The sequence below is a fragment of the Rhizobium sp. BK661 genome, assembly GCF_024808825.1.
Lineage (GTDB): Bacteria > Pseudomonadota > Alphaproteobacteria > Rhizobiales > Rhizobiaceae > Rhizobium.
Genome location: NZ_JANTYT010000020.1, coordinates 1 through 16,551 on the forward strand (window position 1 = coordinate 1; position 16,551 = coordinate 16,551).

The following is a 16,551-nucleotide window of genomic DNA, read 5'->3' on the forward strand; positions in this document are numbered from 1 at the left end:
GATTTACCCATGTGATTCACCTCCAACCGCAGTGAATCACACCGATACCCTCGTGAAAACCCCACTCGATTCTCAATTCAAGTGCGATGCTCTAGATTGCAGGTTCGCACGAAGTCTGGGCGTGATGTTATTAAGGCCGCATTCGTTTTGGAGTGCCTACAGTCGGGCGCGGTGGCGAATGAGGTCGCGCAGCGATGGCAGGGGTTCAATGCTCGTCCCGATTAAGCCATGAGAGCAAATGACAGACGGTCCCCATGCGTTGGCTATCTTCTGGTCGATGACCAGCCGATGTCGACGGTGGCGCATGGTATCCGGGATTAGGCGTTGGAAACCTGGATGGCTACTACCAACCGGTCGTTCTAAAGGGCGCCAGCCCAGATGCCGAGCGCTTCCATTGCGTCCACTGTGGACTTGATTTGCTGGAACTTCAGCCGCGGCGCGAACGAGGCGTGGCTGATCTCCGTCAGCGATGTGGTGACATTGCTCGGGAGCGGACCTTCCTCGAAACTGCGATGGATCGAGAGCCTGATTTCGTCTCCGGAGGGCGAAGTTATACCGTTCGGGCATGCCAGACGCATCCCCTCTTCGTAGGCATGCCTATTTCCCTGTCGGTCGGTAGTGTATCGGATATGCACCGTGACGTAAACTTTGGTGATAGGTGGTTTACCCCTCTCGATGCCCGGCTCTTCTTGTCGATCCCCTCGACACGCTCCATCAGCACGGTGACATTGGCCTGTCCGGAGAGAATGCGGCGGATCGGCATGCGATCTGAGCCGGCGAAAGCCCGGCCGTCGCAACCTGATAAAGTAGCGGCTGGAAAAGATGATAGTTGCGCCGATCGATATCCGTCACATCCACGTCCGCATGGCGAAGCCACCTGGCGGCGGGGCTGCTCTTCACGCAAGGAATACGAGAATACGATGACAAGCAGCAACGAAGTCGATATCGTCATCGAAGATAGGGCCCTTGCAACGGGCTTTGGGTCCTTGCGCAAGCCGCCGCCGGCTGCGCGGAAAGACAGGCTAAGCATCGGAAAGTCGCGCGATAGCTGATCTGACCGCCGGGGCTCTAATCGCCACTGGATGAAAGTTCAGTGGCAGGTCACTGGCAATCTTCCTCAAAGAAGGAGCGTCAACTTGGAAAATCTAAGAGAATTTGCCTCAAGCACGAATGGTGATCGGTGGTTCCTGGGCCACGATGAGGTGACCAACACAGAGGTCGTCCTTCACCGCGGGAACCCGTCGTCGGGCGGTCATGAGACAGCAACTACCCTGAGTTCGTTTTTGAAGCAGCGCCCATTTGGGCCGGAGCGGGATGCATTGATCATGATACTTGCCGACCGCCCCGGCGAAAGCGGCGAGGTACCCTTCGCTCCAGCTTAACACCGTCTTTTCCCGACGTTGGCCCAAGCCACTTCGAGACTAGGGCTGGATCTTGAAGCTTATCACTACGCAGAGCACGCGACGGTCGATCGCCTTTTCACCTCACTTCTTCCTTGGGGCGTTTTGGCTCGCCTTTGCCTGAGAAACTAGAGTCGGAGGGGCGGCGTAACTATTTGTAGACTTTTCTTTTTTGGCTACTTGTTGTCTCGTATCTGACTCTTGGAAAAGCTCGACTAAGTGACCAGAGGCTATGAGCGCCGTCCGTTGCAAAGTGCATCGATGGCCGCGTGATAGCTTCGCACAGGGTGGTCGTGCCGGGGGGGCAGCCGGACGTCATGTCCAACTTCAGCGTGTGCGGTGAGCTTTTTTCGCAGGCCTCCATGCCAATCAGGCAAGGGCCAAGCTTCTCGAAGACGGTGTGCATCTGCCCCAGTCGCAAGCACCGTGCAGAACAACCTGCCCATCCGCATCAACGCTTGGTCTCTCCCACAGGGGCGGCTCCTCTACATCACAGGCGCTGGCGGGCCGGCCGAAAAGGAACCCCTGGCCATAGTGACAACCAAGCTCTCGTAGTGCGGAAAGCTCTTCCACGGTTTCCACACCCTCGGCGACAACGTGCTTTCCCAGTGCCGTTGCCATATCGATGATGGCCTTAACAATGGCAAGGTCGGCGTTGGAACTTGTCATTGCACGCACGAAGGCGCCGTCGATCTTGATCTGGTCATAGGCAAGTTCCTTAAGGTGTACGAGGGACGCGAAGCCGGTGCCGAAATCGTCAAAGGCAACGATGAAGCCCGCCGCCCGCAGCGCCTCGAGCTGCATGCCTATATCGACGCCCTGCTCCGACAGCATGACCCCTTCCGTGACCTCGATCTGGAGATGTCGAGGCGACAGTCCTGCCGACCGGGTCGCGTCCAGGATTTCATCGACAAGGCAGCGGCTGTCGGGAAACGCGACTAACTGCGACGACGAAACGTTGATCGCGATATGCCCGAAATCGACGCCGGCCGTCACCCACGCCCTGGCTTGTGCGACGGCGCACTGCAGCACAAAACTGCCGATGCGCCTGGAGAGTGCTGGGTCATCCAGAGCCGCGGCAAAGGCCGCCGGACCGATTGCCGAGCCATCTGCTCTCTTCAGCCTCAGAAGTGCCTCAAAGCCGACGCGCCGTCCGGTATCGAGCGCAATCTTCGGCTGGTAATGGAGCGCGAAGAGACCCTCCGCGAGCGCCTCTTCCGCCAGGGCCAGCGCCGCCTTGTCTAATTTCGCGCGATTGAGCCGACCAGAATCGATCCGGGTCAACAGATACCGGTCTTCGGATTGCAGGAGACGTTCCACGGCGCAACGCGCCAGCCGAGCCAGCAAGCCGCGTACGTCGGCCCCGAGACGTCGCGGCACCCGATCGAGAACGCAGAGCGAGCCGAGCCGAAGCCCAGGCTCGATCTCCAGCGGCACGCCGGCATAGAATCGGATTCTATCGTTTCCCGTGACGAAAGGGTTTTCTGCAAAACGGACATCGCGAGCGGCGTCCGGCACAACGAAGGGGCTCGACGACTGGATCGTGTAGTCGCAGAAGGCATCCACCCTGGAAGACCCGACACCATCAATGCCCCGCTTCGACTTGAACCACTGACGTTCGCCGTCCAGCAAGGTGATGAGGCCAATCGGCGCATCGGCCGCAAGGCAAGCAGCTTCGACCAGTGCATCGAGCACCGGATCCGCACCCGACGACACAATGGACAGTTCTCTCAGACGTTTGAGGCGAGCCGCTTCGTTCGGCGAGGGGCCTTCGCGTCCAAACGTTTCCGCGGAAGTCAGGTGACGGTCAACACACTGAAGCATATGGCTCTTCTATTCCTACCGTTGTTGGATTTCGCTCAGGCGATAGCCCACACCGCGGACCGTCTTGATGACCTCACCGCTCGCGGCATCCAGTTCTGCAAGCTTGCCGCGCAGCCTGTTGATGTACACGTCGATCGTCTTGTCGCGAGGATCGTGTTCACGAAAGAGCGCCTGACGTGCAATGCACGACTTTGAGCAGTCTTCTCCCACACTATTGAAAAGGACCTGCAGTATCCTTCCTTCAAGTGCGGTCAGCGGCTGATTGACGCCGTCGAAATTCATGGAAAGGCGTGCGATGTCGCAATCTATATTGCCGATCTTGAAAGCAACGCTCTGCCGCAGAGCGCTGCGGCTTGATCGCGCTTCGTGCAGGCGATGGACACGGGCGCGCAGTTCCTTCACGCTGAACGGCTTCATCACATAGTCATCCGCACCGACACTGATGGCGTCCGCCCGGCTATCGGCGTCTCCAACGCCCGAGATCATGATGATAGGCACGTCGGAGCGTGAGCGCGCTGCACGAAGCAGCTCCAGCCCGCTCCCGTCGGTCAGGTTGATGTCGATGAGGATGCAATCATAGGCAGCGAGTTCGTTTGAATGAATGAAGCGGTTCGCTTGCCTCACGGATGCAAGACAGTCCAGCCGGTCCCGGGAATCCGACCAGTTCAATCGCAACATATCAACGACGTCTCGCTGATCTTCGATGATCATTATGTTCATGGTCTCTTCGAATGTTTGGTGGGGTAACCAAAGCCTCTTTCCTCTCCATCATAGGGCGGGGCTGGCATTGGGCGCAGCATGGGCAGCACGTTTTCGCTAACTGATATGGTTCTTGGGCTGAGGCTTTCCAAGGTGGAAAACGGCGAGTTCATACGTGCCAGCCGATTGACGAAGTCTGGCCTCAATTCTTTGACGAAGCAAAGATGCAGGACCCCCGGATCGCGCTCAACAACGATACTGCCGACCAAGACGTCAAACCTGCCGAAAACAAGGTAAAGGTGATCGGGAATCTGCGACTTTCCAATCCGCACCGTCGCCCCACCCTCGCTGATCTCCATGACGAGGCAGCGTACGATTTGCGTCTTACGCATCCATTTTCCGGTGAAGAGGAGATTGCAGAAGAGCGTAACGCTTCGGCGGTACCACTTACGGCTGAAGTAGTCGGATTCTACGCGGTTGAGATAGGTCGTTCTCTTTGTCGCTTTCACGGTGTGACCTCCATGCTTGCCGGAACCTCATCCGCGGGCGGAAGGTGGCAGTTGGTGGCATCGATTAGAACGTCTCACCGTTAAGCGACAGTGGCGCCAAGTTTAAATAAGGTAAAATCTAGTGATCCCTCATGGATTGCGGCATCGCTTGGGACTATCGAGAGGTTGAAATCAGCGAGGTCTGAGGAGGATGCAAGTCGTGCAATGGAAAAACGCAACTGCTGGCAAGGGCTATGGCATCCTGATGACCGGTCTCAGGCAATGTGCAAGGGATCGATTTTGCTGGGGAGTGCTGGTTGGCGCCATCTCCGCTTTCGTCGTGACATGGCTGCCGACGACTGCATGGCTCTATGTGATGGGCGCAACGCTGATCATGGCTTGGCGAATCCGTCAGGATGGGGTCCTGCATCGCGACGCTCCCCGACGGTCGCAAGATATCATTGGAGACCAGGCTCTTCTCAAGATTGCCGGCAAGGCCGCCAAGCTCGGCGGATGGGTGGTGCATCTGCCGGACCGGAGAATCGAATGGTCGGATGAAACCTGGGCGATCCACGAGAGACCAAGGGGCAGGCCGGTTACTTTCGAGGAAGGGATCGGCTATTTTGCGCCGGAATGGCGAGATGCGATCACGCGGCACTTCGAGTCCTGCGTTGCGACCGGTCTACCCTACGACACCGAGGTGAAGATCATTGATTGCACGGGCCGGCGGAAATGGGTTCGCGCAATCGGCGTGGGGATCCGCGATGAGATGGGCCACATCTCCCGAATACAGGGTGCCCTCCAGGATATCGATGAGCGCAAGCGGCTGGAAAATACGGCAAGGGATCTTGAGCGGCGCTTAGCGGAGTCGATGGAGAACATCAGCGATGCGTTTTTCCAGCTCGATACCGATTGGCGCTTCACCTATCTTAATCATCAGGCCGAATGTCTGCTGGAACGCCCGCGATCGGGGCTTCTAGGCCGCCTGATCTGGCAGGAGTTCCCGGAGGCCTCCTCGGGGATCATCCGTCAGCACTACGAGCGCGCCGTCCGCGAAAACCAGACGGCCGATTTCGAAGTATTTTACGAGTCCCTGGACGCATGGTTCTCGGTCACCGCCTATCCGGGTCCGGCAGGGCTGACTGTGTATTTCCGAGATGTAACGAAGCGGCATGCGGCCGATCAGCACTTGCACCTGCTGGAAATGGCAATCTCGAGAATCGAGGATTTCGTCATGATAACCAAGGCCGCATCCCAGCCAGGGGGCGACCAGACGATCGTTTACCTCAACGAGGCCTTCGTCAGGATCACCGGCTATTCCCCACACGACGCGATCGGCCGCTCCCCCGGCTTTCTCCAGGGGCAGCGGACTGACGCCAACACCATCGACGAGATCAACAGCGCCATCGCGCGGTCGGAAGCGATCCGAGCCGAACTTGTCAACTACGCAAAGGACGGCCGCGAGTATTGGGTAGACATGAGCATCGCACCCATTGTCGACTCCGCTGGTCGCGCCACCCATTTTGTCGCGACCGGTCGCGATATCACCGACAGAAAGCGAACGGAAGAAAAGCTGGCTGAAAGCGAGGAACGCTTCTCGATCGTCGCCATGATGACCACAGACGCGATCTGGGACTGGGACATTGCAAGAGGTCATGTACAATGGAATAGCAATATGGCCTCCGTCTTCGGGCATGAGGACATATCGGTGGAGGACGGTTTTCGGGAATGGGAATCCAAGATCCATCCGGACGACCGCGCACGCGTAGTGTCCAGCGTGCATGCAGCAATTGATGGGCGAGCAGAAACGTGGCAGCAGGAATTTCGCTTCCGCCGCGGAACGGGGATCTATGCCGAGGTCCTCGATCAGGCCCATATCATCCGCAATGGCGCAGGCGATGCGACCCGGATGGTAGGTGGCATTCGGGACATCACCGAGACACGGCTGAACGAGGCAAAACGGCTGCAGGCGCAGCGGCTTGAAGCGATAGGACAACTGACGGGCGGCGTCGCCCATGATTTCAACAACCTGCTGACGGTCATTATCGGGACTGCGGAGACATTAGCCGACGAGATTGCCGATCCGCGACTTTCTGCAATCGCGCAATTGAACCACAAGGCCTCGCGGCAAAGCGCCGCCCTCACACGCCAGCTCCTCACCTTCGCGGGCCGGCAACCCCTCGAGCCGGCGTCGCTGAACATCAACAGAACCATACGGGCCATGGAGGGATTGCTGTCGACTGCTCTTGGCGAAACGATCATCCTGCACCTTGCGCTTGATCCGGCCGCAGGTCACGTCAGAGCGGACGCCGCGCAACTGGAAGCGTCCATCATGAACCTGTGCATCAACGCACGCGACGCAATGCCGGATGGTGGCAGGCTGGTGATCGCGACGGCGCAAAGCGGGGACGACGCGGTGATCCAAATCTCCGACAACGGCGACGGAATGGATGCGGAGACGCGCGCAAAGGCCTTTGAGCCTTTCTTCACCACGAAACCGTTCGGCAAGGGCAGCGGGTTAGGTCTTAGCATGGTGTACGGCTTCGTGCGACAATCAGGGGGCGGGATCGAAATTGAATCGGAGCCGGGCAAGGGAACAACCATTCTCCTGTCTTTTCCCCGACTTGCCTCTATGGAAACATACGCGGAGCCTATCTCAAATGGGCTGCTCAAGGGTGGCAGTGAGCGCATTCTCGTCGTGGAGGATGATCCTATGGTCCGGGATTTCGCCGCCGATATACTCGTTTCGCTCGGCTACTCCGTCACATGCTCCGGTGATGCAACGGAAGCGTTGAGGATAGTGGAAACCGACGGCCCATTCCATCTGGTTTTCTCGGATGTCGTCATGCCCGGCCCGATTGACGGCCACGCCATGGCGAGGGAGATCATGGCGCGTCATCCGAACCTGCCGGTTGTCCTGGCCACAGGTTACGCCGACATCGAACGCATCGGCGCCACGTCGCGATTCCGGCCAATTGCAAAGCCCTATACGCGACGGCAGCTCGCGGAAACTTTGCGGGAGGCGATCGACGCGTCGGAAAATAATAGATGAGCACCCCTGCCTTTGATAGGTCGAACAGGGACGATCAAAGCCGCGCGCACCAGCGCCGAGTTGCACAGGCGCGGCCTCGCCGTTTCGCGCCTAGACTTAGACTACAGACTAGCGATGGTCTGCCCGTGTCCCGGGTTAGACGCAGTCCGACCGACTTATTCCAGTAGCCTCCGCCAAAAGTAGCCGCCATATGTCGATCGGTTTTGCGAGCAAGCGGTCGATCTCGCTTAGCAGCGGCTTGAGGTGTTGCATTTCCATGTGCGCGTCGAGATCCGCCTGGCTCTTCCAGTTCTCGTAGAACACAAACACGCAAGGATCGCCCGCATCGACATGAAGGTTATAGTCGATGCAGCCTTGTTCGGACCGGGTAGGCTCGACCTGATTGACGAGAAGGTGCAACAGCTCATCTCGCGTTTCCGGACGGGCCGTCAGCGTTGCAATGAGCGAAACGGTCATGGTATCAGCTCCGCTTCTGGCTGAGCGCTACGGCGAGAATGATGATGCCGCCGCGGGCGATCAATTGCTGGCTGAATTCTAGCCCCATCAGGATGAGACCGTTATTGATGAGGCCGATCATCAGGGCGCCGACGATAGTGCCGATTACGGTTCCCTTGCCGCCGAAAAGGCTCGTGCCGCCAAGCACCGCCGCGGCGATGACCGAGAGTTCATCACCCTCGCCGAGCTGGAAACGACCGGACTGCAGGCGTCCCGCGTAGAGCATGCCGGCGAGCGCTGCCGCGGAGGAAGAGATGACCAGCACCCTGAACTTGATTGCCTTGGTGTCGATGCCGGAATAGCGCGCCGCCGTCTCGCCGCCGCCGGTCGCCAACACACGCCGGCCGAAGCCGGAGCGCCGCAGCGCGATGTGGCCGATGCCGCCGAGCACGGCCATCCAGAAGAGCAGTACCGGCACCGGGCCGAGATTGCCGCCGCCGAAGAGCCACGAATAGCCGGGCGACAGGATCGGCACGGCAGCCGTCGCGGAAACCCACATGGCGACGCCCTTGGCGATGCCCATCATGGCAAGCGTGGTGAGGAACGAGGGAATGCCGATGCGGGTGGTCAACCATCCGTTGAACATACCGACCGCAAGACCCGTAGCGATGCCGACACCGACCCCGGCGACCGGTCCTCCGACGGCGATCGCCATGGCAACGGTGACGGTCGAAAGGCCAGCGACCGCGCCGACCGAAAGATCGATCTCACCGGCCGAGAGCACGAAGGTCATGGCGATCGCCATGACGGCGATCATGGCCGTCTGCCGCACGATGTTGAGCAAATTGTTCGGATTGAGGAACCCCTTGTCGGCCAACGCCACCGCGAAGACGACGAAGATGACCACGAAACCAATGTAGATGATGTTCTGGCGCCAGTTGGCGAAGAAGGCGTTAGCCATTGGATACCTCTTGAACCGCAAGGGCTTTCTGGATTTCGATCTGCAGCCGCTGTTCGGCCGCCTGGAGACGGTGCGCAAGATCATCGGGGGGCACCGCCGGGTCTTCCAGTGCCTCGCGCGCCAGATCCTGGTGCACGCGCCCCTCGGACATCACGAGAATGCGATCGCAGGCGGTCAAAAGCTCGGAAAGTTCGGATGAGATCATGATGATGCCCTTGCCGGCGGCGGCAAGCTCGCGAACCAGACGGATAATCTCGGATTTCGAACCGATATCGATGCCTGCCGTCGGCTCGTCGAGGATGAGGATGTCCGGATTGGTGGTCAGCCACTTACCTATAACCACCTTCTGTTGGTTGCCGCCCGAAAGCGTCGAGACGGCGTGGTCGCGGCTCGCCGTTTTCACGCGCAGGCGCTCGATCTGCGCGTCGGTCAGGTTGTTTGCCGCCTTGGTATCAACGAGGCCACCCTTGGAAAGCCGGTCGATGACGGCGAGGATCATGTTGGAGGCAACCGAATGGGCGGGAATGATGCCCTGCGTGGCACGCGCTTCCGGCACCAGCGCGACACCCGCGGCAATCGCGTCGCCCGGCTTACGGATCGTGACGGCGCGGCCCTTGATATATATCTCGCCCTTGACGGCCGGGTCGATGCCGGCGATCACCCGCGCAAGCGACGAACGGCCCGAGCCGAGCAGTCCTGCGAGCCCAAGGATTTCGCCGCAGTGCAGCGTCAGGGAAATGTTCTTAGGCTTTTGAAGGCCGCTGACATTTGCGAGTTGCAGCAGCACTTCGCCCTTGACGGCCTCGCCGCGCTCGACGTCGGAAAGCCCTTTCGAGCGTCGGCCGACGATATGCTCTATCATCGTATCGATCGGCAATTCACTCAGCGGCGAAGTGATGACGTGGCGACCGTCGCGCAGGATCGTCGCGCGGTCGGCGATGCGAGCGATCTCGTCCATACGGTGGCTGACATAGATGATTGCCACCCCCTTCGCCTTCAGCTTGCGCAGGAAGATGAAGAGCCGCTCGACATCGGGAACGGCAAGCGCCGTCGATGGTTCGTCCAAAACCAGCACCTTGGCATCCTGCGAGATCGCCTTGGCGATCTCCGTCAACTGTTTCTGGCCGGCGCCGAGATCGCCGACCACGGCCCTCGGATCGACGAAGACGTCGAGCAGCGCGAAAATGTCCGCTGCGCGCCGCTCGGCTTCCCGGTCATCGATAAACCCCGTGCCGTCACGGCATTCGCGTGTCAGGAAGATGTTCTGGGCAACCGTCAAAGTCGGGACCAGACTCATTTCCTGGTAGTTCATCGCGATGCCGGCCGCGCGCGATGCCTCCGGCGAATGCGTCGTCAGAGGCAAGCCGCCGACCTCGATTGCGCCCTGGTCGGGGCGATGCACCCCGTTAAGCACCTTGAGGATCGTCGACTTGCCGGCGCCATTGCCGCCGAGCAGGGCATGGACCTCCCCGGGCAAGACCTCGAAGGACACGTCGTCGAGCGCGCGTACCCCTCCGAAGGCCTTGGATATGCCGGTCATGCGGACGGCAGCGGCGCTCGCAGTCATCCCACCTTCTCCCACTTTCCAGTTTCGCCGGATCGGATAAGGGCGTCGGCGACGAGTTCCGTCAGCAGCCCGTCCTCGAAGTTCGGGCTCGGTTGCCGGTTCTTCGCAATAGCCGAGAAGAAATCGTAGCACTCGACGATCTTCGTCTCCGAATAGCCGATACCGAGACCGGGGATTGGCCAAAGACCGTTGCCATAGGGGTGCGCCGGACCGGTATAGACAGTGCGGAAGCCTCGGGCATCCGCCGGATCGTCGGCAAACATCACCTGAAGCTCGTCGCGGCGCTCGTAGTTGAAGTGGATCGAACCCTTGGTGCCATGGATTTCCAGCGTAATGAAGTTGTTGCGGCCATAGGCGTTGCGGGTGGCTTCCAGGCTTCCGATCGCGTCGCCCTCGAATTTTAGCATCGAGACAACCTCATCGTCGACATCCACCTCGCCGCGTTCGGCGTCCGCGGCCTTCTCTGCCGCGCCGAGCTTGTCGACACCGCCCTGCTGTAGTGGCCGCGTCTTGTTGTAGGTGGTGGTGATCGCGTTGACCTCGGCGATCGGGCCGACGAGATAGTGGGCGAGATCGACGACATGGGTGGCGATGTCGCCGACCGTACCGGAGCCGGCAATCTTCTTCTGGAAGCGCCAGGAAAGGGGTGAATCGGGGTCGGCAGACCAGTCCTGCAGATAGGTGCCGCGGAAATTGAGAATACGGCCGATGCGGCCCTCCTCGATATATTTCTTCGCAAGCGCCACGGCCGGGGTCCGGCGGTAGTTGAAGGCGACCATATGGATGACGCCGGCGGCCTTTACCGCGTCATGCATCGCCCTCGCCTCCGCGACGGTGCGGGCGAGCGGCTTCTCACAGATGATGTGCTTGCCGGCTTTAGCGGCCTCAATAGCGATCTCGGCATGCACATTGTTCGGCGTGCAGATATCGACGACGTCGATATCCGGCCGGTTGACGACGGCCCGCCAGTCCGAGGACGCCTCTTCGAAGCCGTAGCGCCGACGCGCCTCGTCCGCCGTGCTGTCTGTCACGTCGACGACGACCTTGCGGTGGGGAATGGCCGGTGCGGGCCAGAAGAACATCGGCATGGAGGCGTAGGCCATGGCATGCGCCTTGCCCATGAAGCCGCCGCCAATCATGGCGACGTTCATCACTTTGGTCATCAGTTTTCTCCTGAAAGAGGTCGGCTGCAGCGAGCCACGTTCCGTCTACCGGCCGAAGCCGGATCATGTCTTTCGGCACGGGGCACCCTGGGTGCCCCGTGCCTGGTCGGTCACTGTCCGAGGCTTGACTTGATGTTGTCAGTCGCCTCGGCCGAATAAACCGCCTTCCAGCCATCGAGCAGCGTCTCACGCGTCACTGGCAGAGCCGGCAGCGCGACGAAGGCGGGCGCTTGCTTACCGAGCAGCGCATAGCCGGCAAGCTTGGCTTCGACCACGCCGGCGTCATAAGGCCGCTGCGCGCCAAGCCCCTTGACGAAACCGCCTTGGGCCATTGAGATCGCCACGTTCTCGCCGAGATCGATCGTGGTAATGACGAGATCGTCGCGGCCGGCAACGCGCGCTGCCGAGATCACGCCTTCGGCCGGCACGTCCCAGACCGCCCAGATGCCCTTGATGTTCGGGTTGGAGGTGAGGATCGCGGACGCCGCCTTCTCCGCATCACCCGAGAAGTCGGGTCCGCCGATGCCCTGCTCGGCCACGATCTTGATATTGGGGTAGTCGGACGCGATCGTCGCCTTGAAGCCATCGTAGCGCTGCTTGGTGACGAAGAAGTCGGCAGCATGGAAGACAAGTCCGATATCACCCTCCCCCTTCAACGCCTTCGCCATGAGATGCGCAGCGGCGACGCCGTTGCCGTAGTTGTCAGCCGACACCACTGACACGTAATCCTTCCCGGCCACAAAGCCGGTCGGCACGTTATCCATGAAAACGAGCTTGGTGCCAGCCTCCGCCGCCGCCCTGTAGGCCCCGGCTGTCGCCGTCGGGTCGGTCGGGATCGATACGATTATGCTCGGCTTCTGCGCCATGATTGTCTCGATGTCGGAGACCTGCTTTTCCGGCTTGAAGCCGGCGTCGGTCACCGCAAGGACCTTGATACCCATGGCGGCGAACTGTGTCTGCAAGCCGTTGATCTGGGCGCGCGACCAGTCGTTGCCGCCGTAATGCATGACGATGGCGGCCGTCGCGTTCATCGCCTTGATCTTGGCCAGTTCCTCATCGCTCAACGTGACATCGGAGGCAGGCGACGGAGATTCTCCTGAAGGTCCCTTGGAAAGAACCGTCTTCTGAAGCTCCGCCAGCGCGGTATCCGGATCGGCAAATGCCGGTGCACCATATGCAAGAGTGAGCGCCAGCACGGCGGCCGTGCCTAACAGAGCTCGTCTTTTTATCATCACTTTCTCCTCCCAAAATGGGGCTCCCGCCCCGGTCACGACCGTCAGGCCGATTTAAGATAGGCCATGCTCGCTTTCGCTCCCTCAAGCGGATCAGGCCAGGAATCGAGTTCGGTACAAACCCAGCCGGCAAAGCCGGTCTCTCGAAGGGCCGCGATGATCCCGTCCGTCGGGATGTCGCCACGGTCGATCGGCGTGAACGCGAAGGGCTCCTTCTGGAAACCCTTAAGATGCACATAGGAGATGCGCGCTGCATGTTCGCGCACAAGCGCCGCCGGATCGCCACCGGCAGCGGCGAGATGGGCCGTGTCCGGGCAGAAGTCGATACCGGTAAGTGCAAAGATCTTGCGCACTTCCGCCGGTCCCTCGACAATTGTCGAAAGATGCGGGTGGTAGTGGGCGGCAAGACCCCGCGCTTCGGCGATCTCCTTTACCCGGTCGAGCGCTGCTGCGAGCTTGTGATAATCCGCCTCGCGGATGCCGTCGAAGCGCTTTGCACCACCGCCGACGACGAGATGGGGTGCGCCGAGTTCGGCGGCGCGATCCGCAGCACGCACAACCCGGGCAAGCTCCTCCGGCAGGATATCGTCGAAGATGAAGTTGCCGCCGGCATAGGTCGCGACGAGCGTCAACCCATTGTCGTCAAGCAGCGTCCGCATGTCGGCTGCGCTGAAATCGAGCAGATTGCCGTCGAAGAGCTCTACGCCTTCGTAACCGGCCTTTGCGATATCGGCAAAGGCACGACGCATGTCCCCAAAGGTTCGATAGGCAAGATTGGTAACCGATGTAACGCCAACGGCGTCTCCGCCGAGGTTGCCCCAGCAATTCGCATGATAGGCGAGCTTGAATTCCGACATCGGCGCCTCCTCCCAGTGACTCTTCAACTCGTGCGACGAGTGTTACGTCGGCAAAAAATCTATGTCAACATTTTAAACACATATTAACCCGGTCTTTTGCAGATTTAATACAAAAGTTTGGAGTTGCCAGCCGAAAGCTTGCTGGCTATCACTTCAGACGAGATCGGAATCGCGGGCGAAAGGATGCGGTCATGCCAAGGATGGCATCTGTGGAGGCGGACATCCGCCCACGACGCAAGGGCCGCCCTAGCGTCTCGGAAACCGCTGCCCCGAGCCTCGTGGACATTCTTAATCTCGTGAGGACCGGTCGCGCGACGACCCGCCAGGAGATCGAACGGCAAAGCGAACTCGGCCGTGCCGTGGTAGCGGACCGGCTCGCCACGCTCGGCGAGCTCGGACTGGTCGACGAAAGCGAGCTCGCCACCGCCACCGGAGGCCGGGCGCCGCGCCTCGTGCGGTTTTCCGGGGATCGCGGACGCATTCTCGTCGCCACGCTCGATCAGACCGCACTCGGCGTCGGCGTTGCCGATCTTTCCGGCTCGCTGCTGATGGAGCATCACGAGACAACCGAATTCGCTCAGCCGGCGTCGGCCCTTGCAGAACGGCTGGTGACGCTGTTCCGCTGGATTCTTGAGCGGCAGTCTAATCCTCGGCTCTACGGCATTTCCATTTCCGTACCCGGCGCCGTCTCCGACGGCGGCGAGACACTTTTCCAGCGTGCCACACCGGGTGTCCTTCCGGGTTGGGAGAGCTTTCCGCTGGTGGAAACGCTGGTCGCCGCCTTCAACGCTCCAGTCTGGCTTCGCTCCAGCGTCGAAACAATGACGATGGGCGAACTCCACGCTGGTGCCGGACGCAATCAACGCACGATGCTTTTGGTCAAGGTCGGCAAACGCATCGGCGCCGGGTTGGCAAGCGACGGAACGCTGTTTCGCGGCGCGCAGGGTACCGTCGGCCTCATCGGTTCGGTACCGGTGACGCTAGGCGACAGGGCCGGCACGCTTGAGGCGATGGCGGGATCGGACCACATCGCCCAGGACGGCAGGCTTGCGGCGGAGAGCGGAGCGAGCCCAGTCCTCGCCGAGCTTGTTCGGCGGGGCGGCGATATCACGGCGCTCGAAGTCGCCCAAGCCGCCCAAATGGGCGATGCGGCTGCAATCGAGATCCTGTCGCAGAGTGGCCGGCTGATCGGCCAGGTGGTGGCGACGCTCGCCAACATGCTGAACCCGGCGCTCATCGTGCTGTCCGGTTCGATCGCCCAGACCAATGACATTCTTCTCGCCTCCGCGCGGGAGGCGATCTACGGTGCCTGCCATCCGCTCGTCAGCCGCGATCTGCAGATCATCCGCTCACAGATGGGCAGCTCGTCGGGGCTTGTCGGGGCCGCCATCGTCGCGACCGAAGGCCTCTTCGCGGCACCGATGCTGCGAGACTGGATCATGTCGGGCCAGCCCCAAACGCATCCGCTTTTCCAGCAGATGAAAACCGAGATCGCCCAGCGGAAGATCATCAAGGGAGACAGTGTCCGTCCGCCGGACATGTGAGGAGGATTTGAATGGCGATTACCGGTCTTGGACCTCACGGCGAACGCGCCTCGGCACCCGAGCGCGTGCTGCTCCTGCCCGAAGACATGGAGCGGGCGCGGGCAAGCGGCTTGCGCGTCGCAATCGTGCTGCACACGCTTGAGAGCGACTGGGCCAAGCAGCAGCTTTCGGGCATCGTCGGCACGCTCGGCAATTGCGGGGTCGCGGTGATCGACGTGGTCGATTGCGCTTTCGACCCGGAGGCGCAGATAGAGGCCCTGGAGCGCCTGATCCTTGAGGCACCGGATGCAATCATATCGCTGCCCGTCGCCAACTCGAAAGTCGCGGCACCGCATGCGCGCGTTTCAGCGGCCGGCATCAAGCTCGTCCTGCTCGATAACGTGCCGACCGGCCTGCTTCCAGGCAAGGACTATGTCTCGCTGATCTCGGCGGACAATTTCGGCCTCGGAAAGATCGCGGCGGAAGGATTGTCACCGCATCTGCCCGAGGGCGCCGAGGTGGGCGTGCTCGGCTATGACGCCGATTTCTTCGCAACCAACGAACGCGAGATCGCCTTCGTGAAATGGATGCAGGTCAACCGCCCGGATGTTTCGCTGCACGTACGGCGTTTTCCGGCGCTATCAGCGGTCGCAGCAACCACGCGGGCGCTTGCCGAAACCCATCCCGAACTTGCCGGCCTATTTGTCGTATGGGACACGCCGGCAATGACTGCCGCCCGGATTCTCGAAGTGATGGGCCGCAAGATTTCGATGGCGACGGTGGATCTTGGCCAGGAGGCCACAATCGGCCTTGCGGCCAACGAGCCGCTTGTGGCGATTGCCGCCCAGCAGCCGTTCCGGCAAGGCGAAACCGCTGCTTCCATCACCGTCACCGCCCTGCTCGACCGCCTCGCCCCGGCCTGGGTTGCCCTTCCAGGCCTCGCCGTGACGGCGCGCAATGTCGTGGAGAGCTTTCAAACCGTATGGCGCATGCCTGCGCCACATGAAGTTCTCCGCAAGCTCAGTCTGGTCGGCCTGAAGAGATCGGACCGGCCCCTGCCTTGAGAACAGAAACCCTTTGAAGGCGCAGTTCTTGTGAAGGAGCAATATTTAAGCGATGTCGAAAGCTCTGCGCGTGGTGGCGCCGGGAAAGCCAGGCTGCTGGCTATGGATCGGCCCGTTAGAGAGGCACGTGCGCGATCGGCTCGTCCCGCGTACCGACGAAAGCCCCGGTTTCAAAACGCCTTGGATGGTCTCGCCTCACCGAAAGGCGGCCTTGAGCCAACCTTTCCTGAGACGCCCATTTGTCCTGAACCCTCAGGTTGGAGCCGATTATTGCATCGCCTTCATT

General features: G+C 60.7%; 13 protein-coding genes and 3 pseudogenes. 4 read left to right on the top strand and 12 right to left on the bottom strand.

Annotated elements, in window-relative coordinates; all coding sequences use genetic code 11:
- Positions 1 to 359: 359 nt before the first annotated feature.
- A complete protein-coding gene (locus FHX16_RS25925) occupies positions 360 to 578 on the bottom strand; it encodes a hypothetical protein (protein ID WP_259131146.1) in 219 nt (72 codons plus the stop codon).
- Between the two features lie 101 nt (positions 579 to 679).
- Positions 680 to 927, bottom strand: a pseudogene (locus FHX16_RS25930) (hypothetical protein); the annotation flags it as partial.
- Here FHX16_RS25930 and FHX16_RS25935 point away from each other — a divergent pair.
- On the top strand, positions 921 to 1,052 hold the full coding sequence (locus FHX16_RS25935; RefSeq protein WP_259131148.1) for a hypothetical protein: 132 nt from the start codon (positions 921 to 923) through the stop codon (positions 1,050 to 1,052). The pseudogene FHX16_RS25930 and the gene FHX16_RS25935 sit on opposite strands and share 7 nt — an antisense overlap.
- A 700-nt stretch (positions 1,053 to 1,752) precedes the next feature.
- Here FHX16_RS25935 and FHX16_RS31675 read toward each other — a convergent pair.
- The 4 genes and pseudogenes from FHX16_RS31675 to FHX16_RS25950 form a co-directional block, all read right to left on the bottom strand.
- A pseudogene (locus FHX16_RS31675) lies at positions 1,753 to 1,874 on the bottom strand (IS110 family transposase); the annotation flags it as partial.
- A 42-nt stretch (positions 1,875 to 1,916) separates the two neighbouring features.
- Positions 1,917 to 3,224, bottom strand: a pseudogene (locus FHX16_RS25940) (EAL domain-containing protein); the annotation flags it as partial.
- A gap of 15 nt (positions 3,225 to 3,239) precedes the next feature.
- A complete protein-coding gene (locus FHX16_RS25945) occupies positions 3,240 to 3,944 on the bottom strand; it encodes a response regulator transcription factor (RefSeq protein WP_259131151.1) in 705 nt (234 codons plus the stop codon).
- Positions 3,941 to 4,432 (bottom strand): hypothetical protein, encoded by a 492-nt coding sequence (locus FHX16_RS25950; RefSeq protein ID WP_259131153.1) that lies wholly within the window; start codon positions 4,430 to 4,432, stop codon positions 3,941 to 3,943. Before FHX16_RS25950 ends, FHX16_RS25945 begins: the two co-directional genes overlap by 4 nt.
- Positions 4,433 to 4,631: 199 nt before the next feature.
- On the opposite strand from FHX16_RS25950, the gene FHX16_RS25955 reads away from it, so the two are divergent.
- The gene (locus FHX16_RS25955; RefSeq protein ID WP_259131155.1) at positions 4,632 to 7,463 is read left to right on the top strand and encodes a PAS domain-containing sensor histidine kinase; all 2,832 of its coding nucleotides are present in this window, start codon (positions 4,632 to 4,634) and stop codon (positions 7,461 to 7,463) included.
- A gap of 135 nt (positions 7,464 to 7,598) precedes the next feature.
- On the opposite strand, the gene FHX16_RS25960 is transcribed toward FHX16_RS25955, so the two are convergent.
- From FHX16_RS25960 to FHX16_RS25985, 6 genes are all read right to left on the bottom strand, one after another.
- Positions 7,599 to 7,919, bottom strand: a complete 321-nt coding sequence (locus tag FHX16_RS25960; protein WP_183756595.1) for a putative quinol monooxygenase — start codon at positions 7,917 to 7,919, stop codon at positions 7,599 to 7,601.
- Between the two features lie 4 nt (positions 7,920 to 7,923).
- Positions 7,924 to 8,859: an ABC transporter permease gene (locus FHX16_RS25965; protein ID WP_183756594.1), complete on the bottom strand. Its 936-nt coding sequence runs from the start codon at positions 8,857 to 8,859 to the stop codon at positions 7,924 to 7,926.
- Positions 8,852 to 10,426 carry a sugar ABC transporter ATP-binding protein gene (locus tag FHX16_RS25970; protein ID WP_259131158.1) on the bottom strand — a complete coding sequence of 525 codons (1,575 nt, stop codon included), beginning with the start codon at positions 10,424 to 10,426 and terminating at the stop codon, positions 8,852 to 8,854. The genes FHX16_RS25965 and FHX16_RS25970 overlap by 8 nt, the downstream gene beginning before the upstream one ends.
- Positions 10,423 to 11,589 carry a Gfo/Idh/MocA family protein gene (locus FHX16_RS25975; protein WP_183756592.1) on the bottom strand — a complete coding sequence of 389 codons (1,167 nt, stop codon included), beginning with the start codon at positions 11,587 to 11,589 and terminating at the stop codon, positions 10,423 to 10,425. Before FHX16_RS25975 ends, FHX16_RS25970 begins: the two co-directional genes overlap by 4 nt.
- Before the next feature lie 110 nt (positions 11,590 to 11,699).
- Positions 11,700 to 12,821: a substrate-binding domain-containing protein gene (locus tag FHX16_RS25980; protein WP_183756591.1), complete on the bottom strand. Its 1,122-nt coding sequence runs from the start codon at positions 12,819 to 12,821 to the stop codon at positions 11,700 to 11,702.
- Positions 12,822 to 12,865: 44 nt separating this feature from the next.
- A complete protein-coding gene (locus FHX16_RS25985) occupies positions 12,866 to 13,678 on the bottom strand; it encodes a sugar phosphate isomerase/epimerase (protein WP_183756590.1) in 813 nt (270 codons plus the stop codon).
- 191 nt (positions 13,679 to 13,869) lie between these two features.
- On the opposite strand from FHX16_RS25985, the gene FHX16_RS25990 reads away from it, so the two are divergent.
- Positions 13,870 to 15,222, top strand: a complete 1,353-nt coding sequence (locus FHX16_RS25990; protein ID WP_183756589.1) for an ROK family protein — start codon at positions 13,870 to 13,872, stop codon at positions 15,220 to 15,222.
- 11 nt (positions 15,223 to 15,233) lie between these two features.
- Entirely contained in the window at positions 15,234 to 16,265 is a 1,032-nt protein-coding gene (locus FHX16_RS25995) for a substrate-binding domain-containing protein (protein ID WP_183756588.1), read from the top strand.
- Positions 16,266 to 16,551: the final 286 nt, after the last annotated feature.

What these genes read in the sequence shown, in the direction of transcription:
- FHX16_RS25945 (WP_259131151.1), bottom strand. Translation starts at nt 3,944, where the DNA reads ATGAACATAATGATCATCGAAGATCAGCGAGACGTCGTTGATATGTTG.
- FHX16_RS25995 (WP_183756588.1), top strand. Translation starts at nt 15,234, where the DNA reads ATGGCGATTACCGGTCTTGGACCTCACGGCGAACGCGCCTCGGCACCC.
- FHX16_RS25970 (WP_259131158.1), bottom strand. Translation starts at nt 10,426, where the DNA reads ATGACTGCGAGCGCCGCTGCCGTCCGCATGACCGGCATATCCAAGGCC.
- FHX16_RS25935 (WP_259131148.1), top strand. Translation starts at nt 921, where the DNA reads ATGACAAGCAGCAACGAAGTCGATATCGTCATCGAAGATAGGGCCCTT.
- FHX16_RS25965 (WP_183756594.1), bottom strand. Translation starts at nt 8,859, where the DNA reads ATGGCTAACGCCTTCTTCGCCAACTGGCGCCAGAACATCATCTACATT.
- FHX16_RS25960 (WP_183756595.1), bottom strand. Translation starts at nt 7,919, where the DNA reads ATGACCGTTTCGCTCATTGCAACGCTGACGGCCCGTCCGGAAACGCGA.
- FHX16_RS25980 (WP_183756591.1), bottom strand. Translation starts at nt 12,821, where the DNA reads ATGATAAAAAGACGAGCTCTGTTAGGCACGGCCGCCGTGCTGGCGCTC.
- FHX16_RS25990 (WP_183756589.1), top strand. Translation starts at nt 13,870, where the DNA reads ATGCCAAGGATGGCATCTGTGGAGGCGGACATCCGCCCACGACGCAAG.
- FHX16_RS25985 (WP_183756590.1), bottom strand. Translation starts at nt 13,678, where the DNA reads ATGTCGGAATTCAAGCTCGCCTATCATGCGAATTGCTGGGGCAACCTC.
- FHX16_RS25925 (WP_259131146.1), bottom strand. Translation starts at nt 578, where the DNA reads ATGCGTCTGGCATGCCCGAACGGTATAACTTCGCCCTCCGGAGACGAA.
- FHX16_RS25975 (WP_183756592.1), bottom strand. Translation starts at nt 11,589, where the DNA reads ATGACCAAAGTGATGAACGTCGCCATGATTGGCGGCGGCTTCATGGGC.